The following is a 21,879-nucleotide window of genomic DNA, read 5'->3' on the forward strand; positions in this document are numbered from 1 at the left end:
TTTGGAGACGACCAGGATCACTCGGCACGCGTTCCGCCCGGACTGGAACTACACCATCCACCCGGCTACCACATCGAAGATCACGGTCGAGCCAGCCTGAGGCGTTATTTCAGGCTGAGCTCTTAGTCCCACAGTCCCTCTTTCACCATCTGATCTACGTTCGCGCAGTACGTGAAGGTCCAGTTGCCGGTCTCCTTGGCCCAGATCTCCTCGGCGGTGAGCTTGGCTGCGCGGTGGAAGCTGCATCCCGGCTCGCACCACAGGCCGTTGGCCTGGCGCGTCTTGTGGCGCTTGAGTGCGGCGTAGCGGGATCTGAGAAGCAGGCCGTTCACCGGTCGTCCTCGTCGTCATCGGCGGCCAGAATGGCCTTCTCGTCCTCGGTCAATTTGTCGTCGTCCCAGATGAAGCCCACGTTCAACCAGAGGTCGTACGAGTTCGGAAGCTCGGGGTCCTTGAAGATCATGAAGCGGCTGCCCTGGACCTCATCCCGCTTGGTGTTCAGGGCTTCGTTCACCAGGCCGGCGAGCATGTTCTCGATGTAGTTGGCGTTGGGGATGATCAGGCCGTCTTGGGTGAGGTAGACCCAGCCCTTGGCAGCGAACAGCCCTGCCAGTTCCTCGGGGTCCAGCTCCCATTCGCCGGTCAGCTTCACTTGCCCTCCCTGCGTTCTGCGTTGAGCAGGGTGACGGGGACGAGCCTGATGGCTTCTTCGCTGTTGAAGCCGCTGGCGGTCAGCTCGACGAAGGCCATCCAGGCGTCGTCGGCTGCCTGCTGGATGTGCTTGATCAGCATCAGAAGTTCCTCGGGGGGTGGGTGATGGCCTGGGGCACGAAGGCGGCCCAGGCGGCGTCATGGATGGGGGTGGGCTGCTGCTGCATGGGCGGCGGCGTGACGACCATCCGGGCCTGCTCCGGCTTCTCGGCCGGCGCGGGCGGGGTGGCGTATCCGACGAAGGCCGCGTCGATTGCCGCGTCCAGGCGGTTGAGCTTCCAGCGGAGCATCACGTTGTAGGCGATGCCGTCCTCTACTTCCTCCCGGGCGTACTGGACGATCTCCTTGATCGACATCCACTCGAACTTCTGCTGGTCGCCCTGGGAGTACTGCTCCTGGCCGACGCCGAGGATGCGGCCCTGGACTGCCAGGACTGCCGCCATCACTTCGTCTGCGAGTTCTTCGCTGGTCATGAACGAACTACCAATCTCATGTATGAGGGCATAGAAAAGGTCAGGCACCGAGCTTGGCTCGGAGGTCATCTCTGCCATGGGTTCCGAAGAAAGATGTGACATCGCCCCCGGTCATCGGGATCGGCCTGACGTTGTCCAGCCCGTTCGCGACCTTGGCGACCAGCTCGCGGCCGGGGTCGTCGTCGTCATGCAGGACATAGACGGCGTCGAACTGGACCAGCAGCCGGGCCCAGACGGGTTCCCACGCCTGGACTCCAGGACATCCCACGGCCGGGAGGCCGCACTGGTTGGCGATGATCCGGTCAAACTCGCCTTCGGTGAGGCAGATGTTCCGGGTGCCTCGCTGAAGCGCTTCGGTCCCGTACAGTCGCGGCGGGTCTCCCGCCATCGAGCGGTATTTCGGGCCGTCGCCGTCGCCCAGCCTCCGGAAGCGGATGCTGATGCACTCCCCGTCCGGGGTGAGGTACGGGATGGACAGGTAGTTGCGCACGACCTCATGGCCGGGCTCAGGTGAACGGACGACGCCGAGCCGGTGGGCTTCGATGGCCTCCGCGCTCAGCAGGCGATCTGGTCCCATCAGATACGCCAAAGCCTCGTGGTCGAGCTGGTCGGCGTACGCCTTGCTGGCCAGCTCCGTAAACCTCCTGGAGGACAGACTCGGGACTATCGCCTTCATCTAGGTCAACCCTCCCTAGCAGGGTGTAGGCGCTGCCGTATGCCGGGCACGCCTGGCATTTGAACGCGTCGTAGCGGACGCTCGCGGACGCCTGGGTGTCGTCGTGGAACGGGCACTTCATCGACTTCCAGCGCCCGCCCTGCTCCACGTGGGGGACGCTCGCGCCGAAGTGCTGCAGGAGCGGCGTGATCGGGAGATCCACGGGCTACCAATCTCATGTATCACGGCGTGCGGAAAGGGCCTTCTCCAGCGCGGCCATGACCGCCGCGTTGCCGGGGCGGGCGTCCTTGGGGGCAGGCCGCTTCAGGTCGGTCGGGGGCTTGGAGGTACGGAGCTTGCTCATCGCTTCCTCCTCTGTCGTCGGTTGTTGTTGGCCTCTTCCGCCGCGTAGCGCCGGCCGATGATCTCAATCGCGGGAGGGCTCTCCAGATACGCGGCTGCGGCCCGTAAGACCTCAGGCCGGTCCCGAGCGGCGGTGAGAAGGCGGCTGTTGCACATCCGGCACAGGAGCCCTCGCACAACTCCATCGCGGTGGTCGTGGTCCACGCTCAGGCGTTGACGCCTGGTGCCTTCGCAGATGGCGCAAGCCCCGTTCTGGGCGATGAACAGGGCGTCGTACTCGCCTATCTCCAAGCCGTACGTCTTGCCTACGCGGCGTCGGTGGTGGGCGTCGCTTCGGGACTTCTTCTGACAGGTCGTGCAGATGCGTCCTCGCGGGCCGGTGTAGAACCGCTCCTGGCGGTTCAGCCCGCAGCGCTCACAGCGCTTCATGGTAGAAACGCTCCTGGTCTCCCTCGGCCTCGGTCTCGGTCTCCCATACATCGGGCGGCAGCTCACCTCTTGCTGGGCCATCCATGTCGTAGATGAGCATCCGGTCCAGATCGGCCTCCAGCTCGACGTACAGGTCACCAGCACCCGACGCCTTACCTGATCGGTTCTTCAGGATGTAGACGCCGAGGGCGCGACCGTTGGGCGTGAAGGTTTCGGTGTAGGCCAGGCCGAGCACAAGGGTCTGAAGCTTGGTGATCTTGCCTCGGATGTCCTTGAGTTTGAGCGCCTGATCTCCCGACTCGGCCTCGCCGACCACATGGTGCAGCACGACGACGGCGGCCTCCGTCTTGCGGGCCATATCCACCAAGAAGGACATGGTGGCTTCCAGGACGGTGAAGCCCTCCCCGCCCGACTCGTCGAAGACGTTGGCGAGGTTGTCCAGGACAAGCAGCTCGGGCCACCGGCCGTACATGTAGGCATAGGCCATCACCTCCTCTTCAATCTGCGACAAGGACGGCGCGGCATCGAAGTCGAACCAGACCCTCGTGAATTCGTGCAGGGCCTTGTCGTACTTCGCGCCCTTGCCGGCCTTGTAGGCCGCCTCGATGTCCTGGACGCGGTCGCCGGTCAAGATGGCTGCGGCGCGGATCGCCTGGGTGACCTCGTCGCTGTCGGCGGACATGTAAATGCCATGGGCGCCCGAACGGATCGCCAGGTTCAAGGTGAATGCGCTCTTGCCGACGCCGGGGGCGGCGGCCACCATGGCGACTTGCGACCTACGGAAGTGGGCTGTTGCGGCGGCGAGCGACTTCCAGACGACGGGGATAGGGGCGCCTGCGTCCTTAGCCTTCCGCTTGGCATGCGACAGCAGGAGCACTCAGCCCCCCGGTCCCTCGTAGAAAGAAGGAAGCATCAGGCGGCGGCCTTCGGGCTGCCCAGGCCCAGCTTGTGGAAGGCCCGGTCGATCCCCTTCTTGGTGAAGCGGCCCTGCGTGATGGTGTCGCCGGTCGGCTTGTACACGACCTTGTTGGACAGGTAGCCGCGATCGATGGCGTAGACCTTGGCGGCGGTGCCCACCTTGTCGATCCAGCCCCAGTCCTCGCGCAGGATGTCTTCAATGAAGACTCGCTCGCGGACGCCGTACGGACGGAGCATGCGAGCGACCTCACGGATGCTCTTGGTCTCGTCGGTGTTCATGAAGTGGTCGTAGCGGTCCGCCTTCGGCGTCAGCTCGACGACCTTCTCCTCGGCCAGGTCCCGTTCGGCCTTGTACTTCGAGGCCAGCTCGCCCGCTCTGGCCGCGAGGCTGAGCACGGTCTCCGGGTCGCTCAGGTCCACCCGATCGGTGTCGATGGCCATCCCGGTCCGGTTGTAGGTCGGGATGATCTCGCCGTAGAGCTTGTCCTGCCACTCCTTCAGCTCGGGCCGACGAAGGGTGGAGACGAGCCGGTTGAGGCCCTTCTCCGTGATGACCTGGACCTTGCGCCGCTGCTTACGGCCATCGCTGAGGTTGACATCCACTTCGCGGATCTGAATCTCAGAGTCGTCCAGAAGTCGCAGAAGGTGACCAGGCGTGGAGTAGTTCCACACCTTGGCAACGTCCGTGGCGACGAGCACGAAGGTGTCGTCCTCCGTGATGATCCGGACGTCGGTGAAGATCTCGATCTCGTTGTTCATGTAGCTCCTTACCTCAGGACGGGGCAGTGGGGGGCGACGCCGCAGGTTCTGCACGCGTCACCGGGGTTGGGCAGGAACAGTCCTTGCTCGGCAAGGCGGACCTGGCGGACGAACCACTCCTCGATCCACTTCTCGTCGAGGGTGGTGAGGTCGATCGGCCGTGTGGGCTTGCCGTCGCGGGTCATGAAGAAGTCGCCCCAGCGCGCTTCGATCCCCAGCTCGGCCAGGGCCTTGCGGTAGACGATGAGCTGGAAGGGCACGGCGGGGACTTTGGCCCCGCTCTTGATGTCCCGCACGATCAGTTCACCCGTGCGGGTGTCTTCCATGATCACGTCGATGTAGCCCAGGACTGCGATGTCCCGGAACTCGATCTCGAAGCCGACTTCGGCGGCGATCGTTCCATCGGGCATGACGTACGGCGCGAGGCTGGTGTCTTCCAGGTTGTAGTTGATGTAGGTGGCCACCTGGTCCAGGCCGCCGTTGTAGCGGTCGCGCAGGTCATTGACTACCTTCTTGCGTCCGCCGACGAGCCATTTGGTGCGGTCGGGTTCCACCGCGTCGGCCTCGGCCAGTTCGGCGATCCAGGTGGTCCTGAAGACCTCCTGGGCGTCGGGGATGGGCATGAGCCGGCCGGACTTCTCCCAGGCGTCAGCGGCCTCGTGGATGGCCGTTCCCTGGGCGAGCCATCCGGCCGGGAGGGACGGCACGCGCTGTACGCGCTCCAGCTCGTAGGCCGTGCCGCACCGAGCGATGCTGGTGAGTCTGGATACCGATGTTCTGGCCAATCACAGCTACCAATCTCATGTATGTGTGGAAGGCTTCAGGCAGCTCTCCAGAAGTTGATGCAGATGACCTGTTTGTCGCCGAAGGCGTCACGCAGCAGCGCTTCCTGCGGAAGGAGCTGGAGGCCAGCAACCACATCCGCGACCGTTACTTCGACTTGGCGCTCGGCGACGATCTCGTAGTACACGCCTTCGGAGCCATTGGAGCGCTCCACCATGACGCCCTCCTTGTCCACGATGACTTCGGGGGCGTTGAGTTCGAGGAGGTCTTTCGGACCTATCATTCAGTTTCCAAACTCATGTATGAAGGGTTAAGAAATAGCGACCCCCATATGGGCGGGGTCGCTATTCCCGTCAGGTGGATGGCGGACTACTCAGGGCGCTACGCACGTCTTCGATGACCATCTGAATGTGCCAGTTGGTCTCGTCGGCGGGCTTCTCGAAGAAGCCATCGTCCCTGGAGTAGTCGATGTCCAAGTGCGCCTCCTGAAGGCGCGTCGCCCAGCGGAGCGCAGAGTTGAGCTTCGTGAGCGGGATTGGCTGCCCTTGTGCGACTTTGCTCAAGTTGCGCAGGCTGGTGACCGGCCCGGTCTGTCCATGCTCCTTGGCCAGTGTCCAGGGGATGAACTTGTCGTGCCTGAGGTTCTTCTTCTGTCGGCCGAGCCGTTCAACGGCTTGCTGAACCCCGCCTACCGTCACGTTGAAGTGTTCAGCAATCTCCCTGTAACCCTTACCGGCCTCTAGCATCTTTCTGAGTTCCAGCGGGTCCATACGCTGGTTAGCCATCTGGATTCACGCTCCCGAGGTCATCACGAGCGCGCCCACATCTGCGCACCCTTCCCCGACAAAGATTCTTACGTGTAATCCAGCTAATGGGGATCTAATACACATATGGATCTTCCTTTGTTATTGAGTTAGTTCGACAACATCATCAACTCACGTGCATTTGGGGGTGCTCGTGTGCTCAGGAACTGTCGAAGCATGCAGGTTCCAACCCAGAGCCGGTAATCCGGTTTTCGGAATGGTTTTCACGGAACCTTGATGACTGGGGCGCGGCGAATGACAGCCGTCTTTATATCTCCACCTCACGAAGCTGGACGGGTCGCTCTATGCTTAGCTACCCAGCTCCGGACCGTTCTTCTGGCGACGGTGCCCACGTTACTACTGTCAATTGTCGTGCGCGTTCCCACTCTGCTTCCTGACCTTTCGGGCCATTCGGCGGTGGTGCGCTTCGTGCTACCTAGAAGCTACCAGACTCATGTTTGCCTGTCAACTTCTGGCTGCTCCGGGCCGTCTTACCGGTCCCCGGCGGTTCGTGCTGAGAACTATACTACCATACTCATGTTTGGCCGTCCACCCTCCGCCGCCGTCCGGGTGTGCCACTCTCGTGACCGCCCCTCCGTGGCGACGAGACAGACAGTACGCCGCTACCAATCTCATGTCAATCTCATGTTTCAGCTTCGCGGCTCCGGCCCCTGGTCGCGTAGGGGCTCAGGATGCGCTTACACTGATCGTCGGGCTCTTGGAGAACCCAATACCCGATACCTGCGGCATCATGATCCCGCCCGCCACTCCCTGCACCAGCCGCGCGACCACCAGCCACCACTCGTGCTGCGCCGCCCCCGCCGCCGCGCTGGTCAGCGTGAACAGCGCCACTCCCGTCATGAACACAGCCCGCCTGCTACGCGCGTCCCCCAGCCTTCCCGCCGGGACCAGGGTCAGACCGAACGTGAGCGCATACCCCGACAACACCCACTGCAGCGCGCTGTCCGAGGCATGCAAGGTCGCCTGAATGGATGGCAACGCCACATTGACGATGCTGATATCCAGCAATGTCATGAACCCCGCCACCAGGCAGACCGTCAGCGCCCGCCACCGCCGGGGATCCTGCCCCGGCTCGTACGCATCCTGCCGCCCAGCGGGTGGACTACTCACACCATCAACCTCTCACCACCACCCCCTTGCAAACATTCAATGATCACCGTAGAACTCCCACCCATGGAGACAAGCCATTTGGGGCGGGTCCAAACAGCCCTGGTGAAAGGCATGATCATGGGCCTGGCCTGCGGATATGCCGTCTGGCTGGTGGATGGGGTGTCTCACTGGTACCCATTGGTAGCCGCTGTGGCTCACTATTCGCGGGCCACACACGGGCCAGATGCGGCGGGCGTATTGCCTGTTCACGCGGCCGATCTCAAATGAGAGTGTACGTCGTTGCCGGGGGCTGGTGCCGAGATGACTTGCCCAACCCGGGTGTCCAGGCGGCGGGGGCACCCTCGTGCGTCGATTCGCTCATTGGCGTCCGAGGGCTCGACCCTCGCGCGCTGGCGTGTGGTGGCTTGCGCCACACTGCTGCCTGCTCCCGATAGCTGCCTGGGTCCGGGGCCTTTCAGGCGGGTTCTGTCAAGCGCGGCTTCGCGTGTCCCTTCGCCGGTGACCTTCCACCGTTACCGGTTGTCCTGCCTGTGCAGCCGCGCTTGATGGGTTCCGCCTGACCCCGGATGATCGGGCGGCGGGTGCAGGGGTTACGGCGGGAACCCTGCTGTCGTTGAGAGTGGCGGTGTATTCCTGAGTCTTGCGGCGGTTCAGGCCCTGGTGCCGGGAGCGATGGCCAGCACCTCGCGGAACTCGCCGACTGCTGGTCGCTCCCGCTGTGGGAGGGGTACGGCGTGCAGGACGCGTCGCGCGGTCTCCATGACCATTCCGTTGCGGTAGGTCTTCGGCAATGAGTCGACGGCCGTCGCCGCTTGCTGGATTCCTTCGTCGATACCGCCGTTGACCACGGTGCATAGGGCAGCGTGCAGGCGCATGTTGACGGGGACGTGGTAACCGGCGGGGTTGCTTGCGAGTACGTGTTCTTGGGCGTGGCTGGCTCCGGCTTCGTCGCCCGCAGCGGAGAGCACCTGACTTGCGGTCACGTGGACGCGTACGTCCGATGGTTCCCAGAATCCGAGCACGATGGGGAGTTGATTGGTCGCCACGAGATCGAGAAGGGTTTGCAGCGTGCGGCGGGCCTCGTCGTGGCGGCCGAGTAGCGCCAATGTCTTGGCCTTGGCGCGGATGAGTGATGCCTGACCGACCGATGGCCGCGCGGTCGCACCCGCGATTTGCTGGGCACTTTCGATCAAGCGCAGAGTTGTGGCCGCATCATGCAGGCCATTTGAGCTGTGCTCGGCTTCGTGGGCGCGGACTCTCAAGCGGAGATCGAGGTCGCCGGAGAGGTCGGCGGCGTTGCGAGCGGTGCGGTACCAGCGCAGCGCCGAACCCGGTTCCCCGAGGCGTACCAGAACGCTGGCTTGGAAGGCCGCGAGCACGGCGGTGACGCGGTGCAGTTCGACGGCGTGGGCGGTATCGGTGGTGTTCAGTTGCCGCTGCATCGCCAGCAGGTCGACGAGAAGATCATCGTGTACGCGGGCGGGGGGCCAAGTGTTGATCGCGTGCAGATGATCGGCGCAGGCGAGTTCCCAGTCTTCGACGCTGCGGTGCTGGCTGCTGACCGAGAGGTCGAGAAGCTGGCGTACCGGTTCGCCTGCGACGCCGAGCGCTCCGAGTCCGGCGCTCGCGGCGGCTATCTGCAAGAGGCGTCGGCGTTCCATGTCCTCATCCTTTGCCGTGAAAGGGAATCCCTGCTCGGGCGTGCTCCCTCGGGACTGGTCGAGTTGCGCGATGGCGGTGTGGAAGGCCACCAGCTGACCATTGGCTTTGTACAGGCGATCGAGGTGGGGTACCACGTGGGAGGGTGTCGGCCGCTCCCCGCGTTCCAGCTTGGCGAGGTGTGAGTGGTCCATGGGGATGGCCTCGGCCGCCTCACGCAATGACAGCTGACGGACCTCCCGCCACCATCGGAGCGCGTAGCCGAGTAGGTGAGAGGGGAATGCGTTGCGGTGGGGCGGCGATCCTGTGGTCATCTCTTCCTCGTGGTCGTGGCTACGGCGCGGTCCGGATGACCACACCACGTGACGTGCCAAATACCCGAGCGACTCCACCATTGCACCACAGGAAGGGCTGTCGGCTCCTTGGTGATCGTGGTCATCGTGTGGTCATGATGTCCACACGGGGTGGCCTGCCGGTCTGGGCACCTACCGGTCTGGGCTTCGGACGCTTCCGGGTCGAGGGAGAGACCGCACCCGCCTGAATGACGCCCGTTGCGGGTTGTGGTCACGGCGTGGCCATCGCGACCACAGTGAGTGGCTTGCCGGGCACCCTGGGCGACTTCAACTATTGCACACGACAAGTCATCGGCCCCGGGAAAAGGGGGCGGGTCCGGCTGGCGCTGCGAACGACCAGACGGACCCTTGATCGCACGTGGAGGTGCGAACCGTGAACGAGTTTAGGGGGCGGCGTGGCCGTCGCAGACGGGGAAACGGTCGGGTGGATCGGCGGTCTGCCGTTGGTGTGGCGTCGCTGCGTGAACGGATGCGGCATGAGCGGTTCGCGTATCTGACCGATCTGGCGTTCGCTCTGGACGGGCGGGGTGTGTCGTGCACGCTGCGGTTGTCTGGGCAGGTGCGGGAGCCCGCCGTTCTGGAGATGCCGGGGGGTGTTTCCGGGGTGGTGCGGGTGCGGATGCGTAAGGAGGGCGCGGGCTGGCAGTACACCGTGGGTGTCTACACGGTGTGGGCGCAGGGTCAGGATCCGGTGGGGACGATTCTGCGGGCGGTGTCGCGGTGACGGGCCTGGGGGTGCTGGGGGTTGTCGAGTTGCCCGGTGCAGCCGTGTCGGTGGTGCGGGCGCGGGCCTTTGTGCGGGGGGTGCTCGAGCGGGCGGGCGTCGATGAGGCGGCGGATGTGCTGCTGCTGGTATCGGAACTAGTCGGGAACGCGGTGACGCACAGCGATTCGGGGCAGGGCGGGCGGCTGGCGGTGGTGGTCATCGGCTGCGATGACCGGGTCGTGCGGGTGGAGGTCAATGACCAGGGGTCCGATGCGAACAAGCCGCAGGTCCGGGACGGTGAGGGGCTGCTGTCCGCCGGTGGGCGTGGTCTGCGGCTGGTGGAGCAGATCTCGCGTGGCTGGGGCTGGGATGAAGCCGGGTCAGGCCGGACCGTGTGGTTTGAGGTCGCTGTATGAGCGGCGATGACCGCCGGACCGGATCCGTCCCCGGATCCGTTCCCGAATCTGTCGCCGAGTCTCGATGCCGGGAGGTGACCGGGATCCTGGTCGCCAGGATCCGTGGTGGTGAGCTGGCCCCTGGCGATCGGTTTCCGCGCCTGTGGGAGCTGAGCCGCACGTATGGGATCGACAGGGGTATCGCCGCCCTCGTGCAACACGAACTGAAACGGCAAGGGCTCATTCGTATCGTCGGAGGCCGTCCCGTGGTGGCTGAGGGCAGGCATGCTGGCCTGACGCCTGTTGCGCTGGATCGGGCAGGCCCGATCCCGTTGTACCGGCAGATCGCGGACATCCTGGCCGCGTTGATCAAGAACGGGGAATTGGCTCCCGGGGAGAAGATTCCCAGCGAAGACGAACTCAGTGGCGTGTTTGGCGTGGCGCGGGGGACCGCACGGTCGGCGCATCGGGAGTTGCGGGAACGCGGGCTGGCTCACACTGTTGGCGGCGCAGGAACGATCGTCAGGGTGGGGGAAGCTGAGACCGGTTCGGACGTGCGGCCTATGTATTTGAGGATCGCCCGTGAGATCGCCGATCAGATCCAGGACGGCCGGATTGCGCCTGATCGGCCCATCCCGACTCGGCAGGCGCTCGTGGCGCGATACGGCGTCTCGGTGGAGACCGCCCGGCGCGCGGTTGGCATGCTGTGCTGGGCGGGGTGGGTGTACACGGTGGCGGGCCGTCCGCGTTTCGTGGCGCGGCCGGAACGATGGCCCGCGCGGGAGGCGTGGGAGAAGGCCACAGCTGGGCGAGGCGCGGGTCCCCGTGTTTTTGCGGCGGGGGGTCTGCTGGGTTGAGGGTCGGGGACGGTGGGTCCGATCCCGGCACTCGACCGCCGGCGCAGCGCCTGCCTTCAGTTGATCTTGAAGGCTTCCGCGGGACCTTCAAATGATCTTGATGCGAGCTCCCGTGACGGATGACGGGCGGCTGCCGCTCCCGCCGGGACCGGCCGTCAGGCCGCATGCCCGGCGGGGAGGGCGGCGTTTGCCGCCCGTGCGGGCCACGTAGCGGGCCGCCTTGATCACCTACGACCGACACTCATTACTTCGAAAAACGAAACTAATAGGAGGAAAGGATCTCCTCCATCTGTCGCAAATCGATTTCCAATGCATCTGTCGGATGAATAACGATATGGAGTTGCCTGGTTACAATTCGCTGTCTCGAAGCCACAAGAAAGGAGAGCAGGATCAAGCGTATTAGATCCGTGCGAGATAGTTGTCCCGAGAGGCGAGCAAGACCAGATCCTACAATAGGAATAGATACAGGATCGTGCTGCGCCGCTTCTCGTACCACTTCCCACGTGCGGGCAAGAGAAGTCCATATTCCTTCAGCGGTAGCTTGCGCGACACAGTTATTGCTCATCACACTATATGCGCAGCAGAAATACCTTCGCTGTACGGTGCCAAGCACCAAAACACTGCCGAGAGGATATCTCTTGCGTTTGCCACGTGGTTTATTTTGGACGGACTCTACTGCGACTGGCTGTACACCCTTGAGCGCCTGAGCGATCTCGCGATCAAGACGGGCAATGTCTCCTTGGTATTCTCGACCTAGAAGCTGGCCCTGCACACTGTGGTCTTTTATTACCTTCGGCACATCGGTGTCAAACGTGTCGCTCATGCCGATGACCAAATGACCCGCCTGGTCAAATAGATTCCCAACCGTGATTGAGATAGTCGTATCAAGAACTGGAAAGTACCTACTGTATTCAGAACGGGGCCAAGCCTGAAACGTCCCCCACGCTATGGAAACGAGCACCACTACGAGGAGGTAGAACCAACCCTTAGGCTCGAATATGTCAGGGAACAGGGCGTCAAGCAGTCCAGCTAGCCCGGACAGCCCTCCAAGAACAGCGAGCGTAGAGACCAGCCAAGCTTTTATGGTTCTACCTGAAGTAATTGCCCTCTTGAAGAGCTGTCTATTCACAGATCAAGATCCTTGTACGTGCTCTCCCCGTAAACGCACGGGCCCTTTTTCGGAGTTCGAGAAGTTAGGTTCTTCGCGAAGTCATCCACGTAGTTATCCAAGGCATGCTTGATAATCTTTGACTGAAAAGACACACTGACGGTGTACTGCTCGAGCAGCGCCCTTGGGAGCTTAGCGGTTTGAACGCTCCGCGCCCCGTTCAAGTTGGCGAACACAACTGGCAGTCCGAGAGTTACGATCGTCTCGATCTCGTAGTAGAGAAAGCTAGCAGACCGTTCCGACTTCGCCCCGCTGGTCTCGCTTACCAGAGCTACTACTTGCTTGGTATTATTCAGACGCTCACGCAAGCGCCGTCGAATGGTTGCCGGTTCACTCGTATCGCGGGCCGTGTTGAGCTCGTGAGCATTAAAGAAATCGAAGTCGATCTTTTCGTTAGCGCGCCACGCCTGCATAATTCGATAGAAGCGAATGTCTTCGCTATCGAACGCTACGTATGTCTTGTTTCTGTACGGCATTAATAAACCCCTCATGTGTACTGGAAGCCAGTAAGACGCAGCCCTGTTTGCCAGAGATGAACTCTACACCTTAGGCCACCACCTACGTACAGCCAGGATACCGGTATGGCATGTTTTAAGAGGGAGACGGTCGCAATGTCCGTACAGTTCACCGTATGTCCGATTTGGGCTGTATCATCGAGCCAGGAGGCTTGATCATGATGCAAATTTAAGATCGAGGTGACAGAATCAGACTATGCCAATCATCATGCCGGACGATCAGACGTGTGCATTCTGTGAATACCTAACGGGAAGTAGGCCATACACAATCCTGGAGACGGGGATTCTAGTCGCGATACTTGTAACGCGGGAGCAGAGAGGGAAGGGCCATCTACTCGTGATTCCAATTGCCCATCGACCCACTCTCCTCGACCTCGATCCTGCCGAGGATGCGGAAATGATGGATGCCTTACGCCGCGCGGCAAAGGCTATCGCGAGGACTTATGACCCGGACGGGATTTCTGTATGGCAAAACAATGGAGTTACCTCCCGTCAGAGCATTCCGCACTGCCATTTCCATGTGGCTGGTACCGTCGATGACGGCGGGACGGAATGGGGAGATGTCCCCGAATTGAGTATTATTGAGACAGATCGCATATCAAATGAGCTAGTTTCTTATCTCCCCCCTGCACACACGCGCTGAGGCCCTTGCTGGAGAGTTTGTCCTGTAGCAGGGCGTCAGGCAGCGCGGGGCGCGACCGTCCGAAGAGCCGCAGCGCGGCCCGCGACCGCCCAACGCGCGGCACGCCGCAGGCGGGCCGCCTTGACCTCCTATAAGAACAATTCGGCAATGCTCGACGGGCCTGTCAGAACCGGGTGGCGTCATCGGTGATGGCCTTCTCCCGGATCTGGTCCAGCGTCTTGCCTGTGATATCGGTCAGGTTCGCGCCAGACAGATCCGCGCGGAACAGGTGCGCGCCCGACAGATCCGCATGGATCAGATCCGCATCCTTGCCGTGATGATCAAGAACGGGGACTTGGTCCCTGGGGAGAAGGTGCCCAGCGAAGACGAACTCAGTGGTGTGTTCGGCGTCGCGCGGGCGACCGCACGGTCGGCGCATCGGGAGTTGCGCGAATGCGGGCTGGCCCACACCGCCGCCGGGGCGGGAACGATCGTGGGGCTGAGGGGCACGGCGACCGGTTCGGACGTGCGGCCTCTGTATTTGAGGGTCGCCCGCGAGATCGCCGATCAGATCCAGGACGGCGGGATTGCGCCTGATCGGCCTATTCCTACTCGGCTGGCGCTTGTCGCGCGTTACGGCGTCTCGGTGGAGACCGCGCGGCGTGCGGTTGGCATGCTGCGCGGGGCGGGATGGGTGTACACGGTCGCGGACGGGCGAGTTTCGCGGCGCGGCCGGAGCGGTGGCCCGCGCCGGAGGTTCTACAAGGGCGGGGTGACCAGCTCGATCTCGATGGCCAGCACGCCCAGGGCCTCCTTCTCCGGGCCGTAGATGCGGCGGATGTTGGCGAGCTGCTGGTCGCGGGGGCTGGCCGGGTTCACCTTCTTGGGCCCTTCGGTGTCCAGCAGCTCCTCGAACGAGCCGTACCGGGCGACCCGCTTCACCCTGGTCAGGGCGTCGTCCCGCCCGCACACGAAGCGGATGTAGTCGCCGGCGGCGAGCCTGCGCAGGTTGGGGTACTGCACCCGGACCTCGATCGTCTTGGAGCCGTCGGCGACCAGGTCGAAGTAGCGGCGGTAGAGGTTCATCTCACGGGCCCGCAGGCCCGGAGCGCTGGCAGGGCGTGTGGCCATCAGTTTGTCCAGTTCAGCGGTGGTGTAGGACCGGTAGAAGTGCTTCGGGTCGCCGATCATCTTGCTGACCAGCCAGACCAGGGCGTCGACGTAGGAGTCGGTGTCGCCCTCCCAGGCGGTGACGTCCAGCATCCACGAGTGCGCCCCGGGCGGCGGGGCGACCTTCCCCTCCCTGATCAGGGATTTCGACAGCTTGGCGCCCGTGTCGGTGAGCACCATCGGGGTGAAGATCCTCGGAGGCGGGGTGAGGCCGGGGAGCTGGGCGAAGGCTTCATCGACGAGCTGGCAGCCGAACGCCCAGTCGCCGCCCTTCACCATCACGCTGAGGGTGACGTGGTCGCGGGCGGCCAGGCGTTCCTTGACCAGGTTGCGGTAGAGGGTGGCCAGGTCCAGGTAGGTGGTGGTGTCGGCGGTGACCGCCACCTCGTAGCTTCCGTGGTCGGTGCAGACCGCGGTGAAGTCCGCGCCGCCCGACCCTGCTCGCAGGAGCTGGGTGCGCTCGGCTCGCTTCTCCGCCCACCCGCACTCCGGGCACGGGAACCGCAGGTGCACCTGGCCTGGGAGGGCGCGAGCGGCCACCGGATCTGGTCCAGGCGTCCAAGGGTGGCCAGGAACTCGTGCCGGAACGCCGGTGAGGCCTGCTGGTCGGAGTAGGTCTCGACCTCGTAGTCAACGCCGGTGGCGTCGGCGAGGGAGTCGAACATGGCGCGGTAGTACTTGCCGACCAGGTCCTCGATCCCATCGCCGCCGAGGGCGTGGAAGTAGGTCTGCTGGTAGGCATGGTGGGTCTCGGGGTCGAGCCGGATGTCGTACGGCGCGTTGTCCAGCGCGCCGAACCGGACCACGGTGTCGACACCGAAGGCCCGCTTGGTCTGCTTGGCCAGCAGGAACGCCGCCGTCTGCACCAGCGAGGTACCCAAGTGCGGGGCGCCGTTGACCTGGGTGCCGACGCAGAACGCCACCCAGTCGGGCCCCATCGCCTGCAGGCGGGGGCGGACCATGTCCACCGAGCGGAGCATGGCGTTGGCCAGCACGTTGTTCGGGCTGATGATCTCCATGCGGTCACGGTCGTGCACGGCATCTCCCGGTTAGAGGGTGGGGATGGGGAGCTGGGCGAGGATGAACTCGACGCGGCGGGAGGCCTCGTCGGCGGGCACGAAGATGGGCCGGTAGCCGGCGTCGTAGTAGCCCTGGATGATCAGCTCGTGGACCCGGCGGATCTCCCGCTCCCGGGCCCACACCAGGTCGTCCTCCGAATCGAAGTCGTCGAGGGGGTCCAGGACGAACACCGCGTCGTACCGGTAGACCCTGCTGGCCTCCTCGAGGTCGGGGTAGGGCCCGAGCCCGAAGAAGGCGTCCCAGCCGTACCCGTCGGGGATGCCCCGGTTGTAGAACCGCAGGCCGAAGGCGTGGTCGCAGTACTCGGCGACGAAGGCCTCCAGCACGTCGCGGGAGTAGGCGCGGCGATCGCCGACCTGAAGGTGGCGGCCGAGCCGGTCGCGGTGCTTGCGGTAGATCTCTCTGGCCGGTTCGCCCTCGGTTGCCGGGATGCCCCGGTAGTGGAGTTCGGCGATGACCGCCTCTTTCCCCGCGGACGGGCCGCCGGTGACGACGTACCGGCGGGGTGGGGTGGAAGGGTCGAGGAGCTGGTCGAGACTCATGCCTGTACTTCCTGATCAGAGTGGTGGTCTTCACCGGTGTGGCCGGTTAGTGCCTGCCGCCAAGTCGCGATGAGTCGCGGGCCTCCCTGGGCGGCAACCAGGACGGCGAGGAAGTCGGCCAGGCCCGCCTCGGGATCGGCGAACTCGACCAGCAGCAACTCCTGCGCGGGTGACAGGTCTGGGGTCCAGCCGGCCGAGGCGGCGATCTGCGCCGGGCCGAGAGCCGGGCCGACATCTTGTGCGGTGTGCAGCAGCACCTGGCCGTAGGCAGCCCGGTACTGAGCCGCCGCGTGCAGCACCAGGGCGTGCCGCCACAATGCCGTCGCGGCCGCCACCTGCAGGGTGGGCTGGTCGGCGTCCATGCTCACCAGCGCGGCGACACTGAGCAGTCCGGCGCGCAGCAGATAGACCGCGCCCCACAGGGTGGCCAGGGACTGCTGGTGCTCGACGGCTTCCCAGGCGAACACGTCGGCTGGGAGCACCAGCGGGCCGTGGGCGGGCTGCAGGCCGGGGGCGACCGGCCGGGTGGCGTCGCTGGCACGGCCGAGCTGGTGGCAGACCAGGTCCCAGATCTTCGGTTCGATCCGCTTGCGGAAGTGGTGCAACTCGTACCCGGCGGCCTGAGCCGCCGCCTCGCGGCGGGTGGTCAGCTTCGCGCCCGACGTCGACGGATCGGCGCCGTACAGCAACCGGGCCGCCCTCGCGAGCTCGTGATCCATGCGGTCCAGTTCCTCGCGGAGCGCCGCGTCCAGCGCCCTGGCGAGGCTGGCCCGGTCGCTGGTGTCCAGTGCCCGCGCCCGGACGGCGGGCAGCGCCAGCAGGTGCGGGCCTGCGCGGTCGGCGCGGACCGGCAGTCCGTACCGCACGATCGCCCGCATCTCCTCGGCGAGCTCCAGGAGCGGGCTCTCCTCCAGGTCGGGGAGGGGGATCTCGGAAGGGGTCATGACCCCAGCCTCCCATACCATGCCCAGAAAAAGCCCATTCCTGCGCCCAGGGAAAGCCCACATGGGAAGGAGTCCGAGTCCACGGGGCTCCCGCCCCGCCCCCTCGGGTCGGGTGGCATCTACGCCGCGCTCCGCGCCGGGGCCATCGGCTTCCTGGTCAAGGACGACGAGGCCGAACGCATGGTCGACGCCGTACGCAAGGCCGCCGCGGGCGAGCCGCTGCTGGCCCCCTCCGTACTGCGCCGCGTCGTCGAACGCGCACTCGCCGCCGAGCGGCGACCCGTCCGCTCCCCCGTTCCCTCCGGGCTCACCCGGAGGGAGCTCGAGGTGCTGGCCCTGATCGGCATGGGCCTGTCCAATGCCGAGATCGCCGATCGCCTCCACGTCGGCTTGACGACGGTGAAGTCCCACGTGTCCACCGCCATGGAGAAGCTGCGCCTGCGCAACCGCATCCAGGCCGCGGTCGTCGCCCACAGGCTCGGTTTGGTGGACTCCGCCTTTCGCCTGGTCAAGCGCGACTGAGAGGAGACCCCAGGTCCGGAGGCGACTTGGCGGCCCGCCCGTGCATCGGCGATGCTGTGACGCGTGGAGTACGTGTCCAGAGTGCCGCGACCGCCGCTGGACGGGCTGATCGACGACCTCTACTACCTGGAGGGTGCGCCGCCGTACGCCCTGCTGACGCTGCCGCCGGCGCCGGCGCCGCTGCTCATCGTCAACCTCGGGGCGCCGTTCCGCATCCGCGGCGGCACCGACATCGAGACGACCGAGTACGCCGATGGCTGCGTGGTCACCACGCCCACCCGCGCGTGGGACTTCGGCTACCCACTCCGGACCCGGTCCGTCGGCGTGCACTTCAAGCCGTGGGGGCTGGCGCCGTTTCTGCCGATGCCCGCGGCCGAGCTGTGCGACCGGCCCGTGACAATAGAGCAGGTTTGGGGCCGGCCCGCCATCGCTGAGCTGCGGGACCGGCTGGCCACGGCGGACGAACCGCACGAGATGCTGACGCTGCTCGAGGAGGAGCTAATGCGACGGCTGTGCGAGACCGCCGGCCTCGGGCTGGTCCGCCACACGAGCAGCGTCATCGCGGCGACCAGCGGGGCGGTGGCGATCGGCGACCTGAGCGAGGCAGCCGGTGTCAGCAGCACTCATCTGGCACGCCGGTTCAAGGAGCTCATCGGCGTCACGCCGAAGCGGCTGGCCCGCGCCCACCGCTTCGCCACCACCGTGCTCTCGATCAACTTCGCCGGACCGATCGACTGGGGCGACGTCGCCGTTGGCGCAGGCTACTTCGACCAGGCCCACTTCGGCCACGAGTTCCGGGCGTTCACCGGGCTCACGCCGACCCGGTACGCCGAAGTCCGGCAGCGATTCCTGCGCGAACATCCCGGCGACGTGCTGGACAGCTGGCCGCTGCCGGCCGATTGATTTCTTACAAGAGCGACAGCTCACGACACGCTAATTTTGGGGCCACCCCAAAGCAGAGGAGAGCCCGTGGGCAAGGTAGTCATGTACAGCTCGGTGTCGGTAGACGGCTTCATCGCGGACGAGAACGACCAGCCCGGACCACTGTTCGACTGGCTGACCGGCGGTGACGTCCCGTTGGACGAGAGCGGCGTGTTGAAGGTGTCGCAGACGTCCTACGACTACACCCGGCCGTACTGGGACCAGATCGGAGCGACAATCGCCGGCCGCCACGTCTTCGACATGACGGACGGCTGGGACGGGAAGCCTCCGGGCGGGGTCGACCACGTGGTCGTCGTGTCGCACCGGCCGATGCCCGAGGGCTGGGACCCCGAGGCGCCGTTTCACTTCGTCGACGGCGTCGAGGCAGCCGTGGCCAAGGCGCAGGAGCTTGCGGGTGACCGCATGGTCGAGGTCGCCGCCGGCGACGTCGGCGGCCAGGTGCTTGCCGCGGGCCTGATCGACGAAGTGCGCATGGACGTCGTACCCGTCGTGTTCGGGTCCGGCAAACGCTACTTCGGGTCGGTCCACGCGCAGCACCTGTTGGAGGATCCTGACGTGGTGATTCAGGGCAACCGGGTGCTTCACTTGCGCTATCGGGTGCGCCGATGACCGATCTGAGCGGGTACGCGAAGAAGCTCGCACTGCTGGCGGGCTGACGATCGCGACCAGACGTCCGATCCGGCACCGATAGCGGTCCGATCACACCGCATCCAGCTCGTCGGTGGACGCCTCGGTGAGCACCACCGCGGCGTTCACAGCACGCACCGCCTCGGCGAGCCGACCTGCGGCTCGCCGACGCGCTTCCACATCGTTCACACCGGAACTCCCCCCGTGAAGTCGATCACGACACGGCCGTCAACGGTCCGGCCGCGAAGCGCCTCGATACCTTGCGCCAGGTCGGCCGGACTCACCGTAAGGCCGACCTCTGGTCTGATCCGGCCTGCGGGAAGCAGGCTGAGCAGACGTTTCCACGACGGTTGCAGCACCTCGGGGTGATCCCCGAGCAACCGGGCGATGTGGATACCGCACACGCTGATCGAGCGTTGCCAAAGGAGCGGCAGCTTCAGCCGCCGCGGCGGTGTGCCGGACGACGCCCCGATGGTGACCAGCCGTCCCAATGGAGCGAGCACCCGGGCGCTCAGGTCGAAGACGTCGCCACCGACCGACTCCAGCACGACGTCTACTCCGCGTCCACGGGTGTGCTCCAGGACGAGGTCGGGGAAGTCGTCGTAGTCGGCCGTCGCCATGGCCCCCGACGCCTCGGCCGCTGTCCGGCGCGAAGGACTGCCGGCCGTGGCCAGGATCAGTTCGGTGCCGTAGGCGCGGGCCAGTTGCAGGGCACTTCGGCCCACGCCGCCTGCGGCCGCATGCACCAGGAGCGACCGCCCGGGCGTGAGCCCTCCAACGGTGACCATGGCGGCGTCCGCGGTCAGGAAGGAGGTCGTGAACGCTGCCGCGTCCGTGTCAGCCAGCTCGTCCGGAGTGCGGCGCACGCACCGCGCGGGCGCTGCGACGTACTCGGCGAACGCCGCGGGGCTGGGCAGGAACCCGAACACCCGATCGCCCAGTGCGTAGCCTGCTTCGCTCCCGGCGGCCACCACCTCGCCGGCGAACTCGTGACCACAGACGAACGGCGTGTCCGGTACCGCGCCGGCGTAGGTGCCCTCCATCTGGAGGACGTCGCTCCACGCCAGCGCGGCCGCGCGGACACGCACGATCACGCCCTCGGCGGACGGGGACGGGTCGGGCACCTCTTCCCACCGCGACGAGCGTCCGTGATCATCGTGGCGTACGACGTACGCTCGCACGGTCAGCGCCCCCAGGGCGCCAGGAGCTGCGTGTAGTCCTTGCCGGTCACCGCGCTGACAGTGAGCGTGGCGCCGTGCCCCACGCCGTCCGTGGCGATGCCCCACTGAGCGGTCGTGTCGCCGGCGTGGAACAGGTTGTGCAGGGTGGGGTGCTTGACGGGCAGCCGCCTGTCGCCGAGCTGACCTGGCGAGATCGACAGACCGTACATGTCCTTGGCACGGGTGAAGTAGCCCCACTCATAGACGTCGTCCCACTGGGGGTACTGCGCTCGGAAGAAGGCGTAGATCCGCTCGATGAGCGCTGCGATGAGCGCGTCGTTGTTGATCTCCGCCGCCCCGAAGGGGTTCTCCGGGTACAGCGAGATCCAGGTGTTGAGCAGGCATTTCCCTGCTGGAGCCCGGGTCGGGTCGGCCTCGCTAGTCTGCTCGAAGGAGAAGATCGACGCGCCGCCGATCACGCCGAGGTTCTCGGTGCCGGGCAACCGCCGGATGCTGAAGTCCCCCGCTCGTCCGTCACCGGTCTCGATGGGCTCGCTCAGCCCGATGAAGCCGAGCAGGCCGGCCAGCGGGAACTGTGTCTTGATCCGTTGCCGGAAGTCCAGGGGCCAGTACTTGTCCGGCAGCACCCGGCCAAGGTGCCGGGCAGGGACGTTGTTGATGATGATCGGGGCTCGCAGCTCTTGCTCGGGCCCGTTGTCCGGCTTGAACCGGACGCCCACGGCGGTGTTCGCCTCGATGAGGATTTCGCGGACGGGGCTGCTGGTGCGGATCTCGCCGCCGTTTTCAACGATCACCTCGGCGAAGGTGGTGGCGACGTTCTTGAACCCTCCGGTGACGACGCCGCCACCTCCGCCCCGCTGGAAGTGCGTACCGGCCATGTTGTTCATGTTGTTGACGCGGATGATCTCGCCTGCCGATACGGTGGCCGGGTCGTTCAGCCCGGCGGAGTAGCACCCCATCAGTCCGTAGTAGTCGATGACTCGGCGATCGGAGGTGATCGACTCGAGGAACGACTGGTAGTCGACGTGGTCATACTCGTGCGACTGCTCCCGCGAGATCCGCGAGGTGTGCTGGGCGACCCGGCGTCGCTCCTCCTGCGACTCCTTCGGCCAGCCGACGACGATCTCGCTCAGCTGCTTGAACCGCCCGTCCTCGAAGTAGAGGAATCCCACGGTCGGGGAGATGTTGATCTTCTTGCCAAGCGCCGTGGCCAGCTGGGCGAACCGGTTGCGCGGCCCGACCGACATCTGGTGCCAGCCGGTGTCGACAATCCAGTTCCTGAAGAGGCCGTGTTTGTCGACGATGCTGGAGAAGTCCGGGTCGGAGTAGACGATCTTCGAATGCCCGCAGGCGGCGAGGCTGGTGCGGTACGCCTCCTCTGTCATGTCCGGGCGGTGCAAGGATCCGTACGACATGATCTTGCCGCCGATGTCTGGATTGCGCTCGAGCACGAGCACCCTCCTGCCCTCCATCTTGGCCAGCAGGGCGCCGCAGATGAGGCCGCCAAGGCCCGCTCCCACGATGATCACATCGGGTTCGGACGTCGTCATGAATGATCCCTTCGGTCGCAA

Annotated in this window: 29 protein-coding genes; 7 read left to right on the forward strand and 22 right to left on the reverse strand. The window is 65.2% G+C overall.

All coding sequences use genetic code 11. The annotated features are described in order from the left end of the window. Nucleotides 1-122: 122 nt before the first annotated feature. From ABGB08_RS48000 to ABGB08_RS48065, 14 genes are all read right to left on the reverse strand, one after another. Nucleotides 123-332, reverse strand: coding sequence for a hypothetical protein (locus ABGB08_RS48000; RefSeq protein WP_347605082.1), 210 nt, complete (start codon nt 330-332; stop codon nt 123-125). After that, complete coding sequence (locus tag ABGB08_RS48005) at nt 329-652, reverse strand: hypothetical protein (protein ID WP_347605085.1); 324 nt, start codon at nt 650-652, stop codon at nt 329-331. The genes ABGB08_RS48000 and ABGB08_RS48005 overlap by 4 nt, the downstream gene beginning before the upstream one ends. Further along, nucleotides 649-792 carry a hypothetical protein gene (locus tag ABGB08_RS48010; protein ID WP_347605087.1) on the reverse strand — a complete coding sequence of 48 codons (144 nt, stop codon included), beginning with the start codon at nt 790-792 and terminating at the stop codon, nt 649-651. Before ABGB08_RS48010 ends, ABGB08_RS48005 begins: the two co-directional genes overlap by 4 nt. Continuing rightward, nucleotides 792-1,184: a hypothetical protein gene (locus ABGB08_RS48015; RefSeq protein ID WP_347605090.1), complete on the reverse strand. Its 393-nt coding sequence runs from the start codon at nt 1,182-1,184 to the stop codon at nt 792-794. Before ABGB08_RS48015 ends, ABGB08_RS48010 begins: the two co-directional genes overlap by 1 nt. A gap of 40 nt (nt 1,185-1,224) precedes the next feature. Beyond that, on the reverse strand, nt 1,225-1,860 hold the full coding sequence (locus ABGB08_RS48020) for a hypothetical protein (protein WP_347605093.1): 636 nt from the start codon (nt 1,858-1,860) through the stop codon (nt 1,225-1,227). Nucleotides 1,861-2,074: 214 nt separating this feature from the next. Then, nucleotides 2,075-2,203 (reverse strand): hypothetical protein, encoded by a 129-nt coding sequence (locus tag ABGB08_RS48025; protein WP_347605096.1) that lies wholly within the window; start codon nt 2,201-2,203, stop codon nt 2,075-2,077. Beyond that, entirely contained in the window at nt 2,200-2,631 is a 432-nt protein-coding gene (locus ABGB08_RS48030) for an endonuclease VII domain-containing protein (RefSeq protein ID WP_347605099.1), read from the reverse strand. The genes ABGB08_RS48025 and ABGB08_RS48030 overlap by 4 nt, the downstream gene beginning before the upstream one ends. Next, the gene (locus tag ABGB08_RS48035; protein ID WP_347605102.1) at nt 2,618-3,508 is read right to left on the reverse strand and encodes an AAA family ATPase; all 891 of its coding nucleotides are present in this window, start codon (nt 3,506-3,508) and stop codon (nt 2,618-2,620) included. Before ABGB08_RS48035 ends, ABGB08_RS48030 begins: the two co-directional genes overlap by 14 nt. Before the next feature lie 35 nt (nt 3,509-3,543). Continuing rightward, nucleotides 3,544-4,308 (reverse strand): phage antirepressor KilAC domain-containing protein, encoded by a 765-nt coding sequence (locus ABGB08_RS48040; protein WP_347605105.1) that lies wholly within the window; start codon nt 4,306-4,308, stop codon nt 3,544-3,546. 8 nt (nt 4,309-4,316) lie between these two features. Next, nucleotides 4,317-5,093 (reverse strand): PD-(D/E)XK nuclease family protein, encoded by a 777-nt coding sequence (locus ABGB08_RS48045; RefSeq protein ID WP_347605108.1) that lies wholly within the window; start codon nt 5,091-5,093, stop codon nt 4,317-4,319. 35 nt (nt 5,094-5,128) lie between these two features. Next, the gene (locus ABGB08_RS48050) at nt 5,129-5,374 is read right to left on the reverse strand and encodes a hypothetical protein (RefSeq protein ID WP_347605111.1); all 246 of its coding nucleotides are present in this window, start codon (nt 5,372-5,374) and stop codon (nt 5,129-5,131) included. Nucleotides 5,375-5,444: 70 nt separating this feature from the next. Next, nucleotides 5,445-5,876, reverse strand: a complete 432-nt coding sequence (locus ABGB08_RS48055; RefSeq protein WP_347605114.1) for a hypothetical protein — start codon at nt 5,874-5,876, stop codon at nt 5,445-5,447. A 705-nt stretch (nt 5,877-6,581) separates the two neighbouring features. Next, the gene (locus tag ABGB08_RS48060; protein ID WP_347605117.1) at nt 6,582-7,025 is read right to left on the reverse strand and encodes an MFS transporter; all 444 of its coding nucleotides are present in this window, start codon (nt 7,023-7,025) and stop codon (nt 6,582-6,584) included. Nucleotides 7,026-7,675: 650 nt separating this feature from the next. Next, nucleotides 7,676-8,998 carry a helix-turn-helix transcriptional regulator gene (locus ABGB08_RS48065; protein WP_347605120.1) on the reverse strand — a complete coding sequence of 441 codons (1,323 nt, stop codon included), beginning with the start codon at nt 8,996-8,998 and terminating at the stop codon, nt 7,676-7,678. 487 nt (nt 8,999-9,485) lie between these two features. On the opposite strand from ABGB08_RS48065, the gene ABGB08_RS48070 reads away from it, so the two are divergent. Genes ABGB08_RS48070 through ABGB08_RS48080 form a run of 3 tightly spaced genes read left to right on the forward strand, consistent with a single transcriptional unit; the run spans nt 9,486 to nt 10,995 of the window. After that, the gene (locus tag ABGB08_RS48070; RefSeq protein ID WP_347605123.1) at nt 9,486-9,761 is read left to right on the forward strand and encodes a hypothetical protein; all 276 of its coding nucleotides are present in this window, start codon (nt 9,486-9,488) and stop codon (nt 9,759-9,761) included. Then, nucleotides 9,758-10,159: an ATP-binding protein gene (locus ABGB08_RS48075; protein WP_347605126.1), complete on the forward strand. Its 402-nt coding sequence runs from the start codon at nt 9,758-9,760 to the stop codon at nt 10,157-10,159. Before ABGB08_RS48070 ends, ABGB08_RS48075 begins: the two co-directional genes overlap by 4 nt. Then, complete coding sequence (locus ABGB08_RS48080; RefSeq protein WP_347605129.1) at nt 10,156-10,995, forward strand: GntR family transcriptional regulator; 840 nt, start codon at nt 10,156-10,158, stop codon at nt 10,993-10,995. Before ABGB08_RS48075 ends, ABGB08_RS48080 begins: the two co-directional genes overlap by 4 nt. Before the next feature lie 262 nt (nt 10,996-11,257). Here ABGB08_RS48080 and ABGB08_RS48085 read toward each other — a convergent pair whose 3' ends face one another. Then, nucleotides 11,258-12,124, reverse strand: coding sequence for a macro domain-containing protein (locus tag ABGB08_RS48085; RefSeq protein ID WP_347605132.1), 867 nt, complete (start codon nt 12,122-12,124; stop codon nt 11,258-11,260). Further along, the gene (locus ABGB08_RS48090; protein WP_347605135.1) at nt 12,121-12,639 is read right to left on the reverse strand and encodes a TIR domain-containing protein; all 519 of its coding nucleotides are present in this window, start codon (nt 12,637-12,639) and stop codon (nt 12,121-12,123) included. Before ABGB08_RS48090 ends, ABGB08_RS48085 begins: the two co-directional genes overlap by 4 nt. A gap of 998 nt (nt 12,640-13,637) precedes the next feature. Between ABGB08_RS48090 and ABGB08_RS48095 the strand changes: the two genes are divergently transcribed. Continuing rightward, entirely contained in the window at nt 13,638-14,129 is a 492-nt protein-coding gene (locus tag ABGB08_RS48095) for a GntR family transcriptional regulator (RefSeq protein ID WP_347605138.1), read from the forward strand. Here ABGB08_RS48095 and ABGB08_RS48100 read toward each other — a convergent pair. The 4 genes from ABGB08_RS48100 to ABGB08_RS48115 are packed head-to-tail and all read right to left on the reverse strand — an operon-like array spanning nt 14,060 to nt 17,036. Then, entirely contained in the window at nt 14,060-14,854 is a 795-nt protein-coding gene (locus ABGB08_RS48100; protein WP_347605141.1) for an ASCH domain-containing protein, read from the reverse strand. The genes ABGB08_RS48095 and ABGB08_RS48100 overlap by 70 nt on opposite strands. Then, nucleotides 14,749-15,507, reverse strand: coding sequence for a hypothetical protein (locus tag ABGB08_RS48105; protein WP_347605144.1), 759 nt, complete (start codon nt 15,505-15,507; stop codon nt 14,749-14,751). The genes ABGB08_RS48100 and ABGB08_RS48105 overlap by 106 nt, the downstream gene beginning before the upstream one ends. A gap of 12 nt (nt 15,508-15,519) precedes the next feature. Continuing rightward, the gene (locus ABGB08_RS48110) at nt 15,520-16,092 is read right to left on the reverse strand and encodes an ATP-binding protein (protein ID WP_347605147.1); all 573 of its coding nucleotides are present in this window, start codon (nt 16,090-16,092) and stop codon (nt 15,520-15,522) included. Next, nucleotides 16,089-17,036: a hypothetical protein gene (locus tag ABGB08_RS48115; protein ID WP_347605150.1), complete on the reverse strand. Its 948-nt coding sequence runs from the start codon at nt 17,034-17,036 to the stop codon at nt 16,089-16,091. Before ABGB08_RS48115 ends, ABGB08_RS48110 begins: the two co-directional genes overlap by 4 nt. 180 nt (nt 17,037-17,216) lie before the next feature. On the opposite strand from ABGB08_RS48115, the gene ABGB08_RS48120 reads away from it, so the two are divergent. From ABGB08_RS48120 to ABGB08_RS48130, 3 genes are all read left to right on the forward strand, one after another. Continuing rightward, nucleotides 17,217-17,558 (forward strand): response regulator transcription factor, encoded by a 342-nt coding sequence (locus tag ABGB08_RS48120; RefSeq protein ID WP_347605153.1) that lies wholly within the window; start codon nt 17,217-17,219, stop codon nt 17,556-17,558. A 63-nt stretch (nt 17,559-17,621) separates the two neighbouring features. Continuing rightward, nucleotides 17,622-18,461, forward strand: coding sequence for a helix-turn-helix domain-containing protein (locus tag ABGB08_RS48125; protein WP_347605156.1), 840 nt, complete (start codon nt 17,622-17,624; stop codon nt 18,459-18,461). 66 nt (nt 18,462-18,527) lie between these two features. Then, nucleotides 18,528-19,109, forward strand: coding sequence for a dihydrofolate reductase family protein (locus ABGB08_RS48130; protein WP_347605159.1), 582 nt, complete (start codon nt 18,528-18,530; stop codon nt 19,107-19,109). Nucleotides 19,110-19,312: 203 nt separating this feature from the next. Here ABGB08_RS48130 and ABGB08_RS48135 read toward each other — a convergent pair whose 3' ends face one another. Both ABGB08_RS48135 and ABGB08_RS48140 read right to left on the reverse strand, forming a co-directional pair. Then, a complete protein-coding gene (locus ABGB08_RS48135) occupies nt 19,313-20,308 on the reverse strand; it encodes an NADPH:quinone oxidoreductase family protein (protein ID WP_347605162.1) in 996 nt (331 codons plus the stop codon). Nucleotides 20,309-20,310: 2 nt separating this feature from the next. Further along, entirely contained in the window at nt 20,311-21,858 is a 1,548-nt protein-coding gene (locus tag ABGB08_RS48140; RefSeq protein WP_347605165.1) for an FAD-dependent oxidoreductase, read from the reverse strand. Nucleotides 21,859-21,879: the final 21 nt, after the last annotated feature.

The sequence above is a fragment of the Acrocarpospora sp. B8E8 genome, from assembly GCF_039871605.1.
Classification (GTDB): Bacteria; Actinomycetota; Actinomycetes; order Streptosporangiales; family Streptosporangiaceae; genus Acrocarpospora; species Acrocarpospora macrocephala.

What these genes read in the sequence shown, in the direction of transcription:
- ABGB08_RS48010 (WP_347605087.1), bottom strand. Translation starts at nt 792, where the DNA reads ATGCTGATCAAGCACATCCAGCAGGCAGCCGACGACGCCTGGATGGCC.
- ABGB08_RS48015 (WP_347605090.1), bottom strand. Translation starts at nt 1,184, where the DNA reads ATGACCAGCGAAGAACTCGCAGACGAAGTGATGGCGGCAGTCCTGGCA.
- ABGB08_RS48020 (WP_347605093.1), bottom strand. Translation starts at nt 1,860, where the DNA reads ATGAAGGCGATAGTCCCGAGTCTGTCCTCCAGGAGGTTTACGGAGCTG.
- ABGB08_RS48025 (WP_347605096.1), bottom strand. Translation starts at nt 2,203, where the DNA reads ATGAGCAAGCTCCGTACCTCCAAGCCCCCGACCGACCTGAAGCGGCCT.
- ABGB08_RS48030 (WP_347605099.1), bottom strand. Translation starts at nt 2,631, where the DNA reads ATGAAGCGCTGTGAGCGCTGCGGGCTGAACCGCCAGGAGCGGTTCTAC.
- ABGB08_RS48040 (WP_347605105.1), bottom strand. Translation starts at nt 4,308, where the DNA reads ATGAACAACGAGATCGAGATCTTCACCGACGTCCGGATCATCACGGAG.
- ABGB08_RS48050 (WP_347605111.1), bottom strand. Translation starts at nt 5,374, where the DNA reads ATGATAGGTCCGAAAGACCTCCTCGAACTCAACGCCCCCGAAGTCATC.
- ABGB08_RS48055 (WP_347605114.1), bottom strand. Translation starts at nt 5,876, where the DNA reads ATGGCTAACCAGCGTATGGACCCGCTGGAACTCAGAAAGATGCTAGAG.
- ABGB08_RS48065 (WP_347605120.1), bottom strand. Translation starts at nt 8,998, where the DNA reads ATGACCACAGGATCGCCGCCCCACCGCAACGCATTCCCCTCTCACCTA.
- ABGB08_RS48080 (WP_347605129.1), top strand. Translation starts at nt 10,156, where the DNA reads ATGAGCGGCGATGACCGCCGGACCGGATCCGTCCCCGGATCCGTTCCC.
- ABGB08_RS48090 (WP_347605135.1), bottom strand. Translation starts at nt 12,639, where the DNA reads ATGCCGTACAGAAACAAGACATACGTAGCGTTCGATAGCGAAGACATT.
- ABGB08_RS48095 (WP_347605138.1), top strand. Translation starts at nt 13,638, where the DNA reads ATGATCAAGAACGGGGACTTGGTCCCTGGGGAGAAGGTGCCCAGCGAA.
- ABGB08_RS48110 (WP_347605147.1), bottom strand. Translation starts at nt 16,092, where the DNA reads ATGAGTCTCGACCAGCTCCTCGACCCTTCCACCCCACCCCGCCGGTAC.
- ABGB08_RS48115 (WP_347605150.1), bottom strand. Translation starts at nt 17,036, where the DNA reads ATGACCCCTTCCGAGATCCCCCTCCCCGACCTGGAGGAGAGCCCGCTC.
- ABGB08_RS48120 (WP_347605153.1), top strand. Translation starts at nt 17,217, where the DNA reads ATGGTCGACGCCGTACGCAAGGCCGCCGCGGGCGAGCCGCTGCTGGCC.
- ABGB08_RS48140 (WP_347605165.1), bottom strand. Translation starts at nt 21,858, where the DNA reads ATGACGACGTCCGAACCCGATGTGATCATCGTGGGAGCGGGCCTTGGC.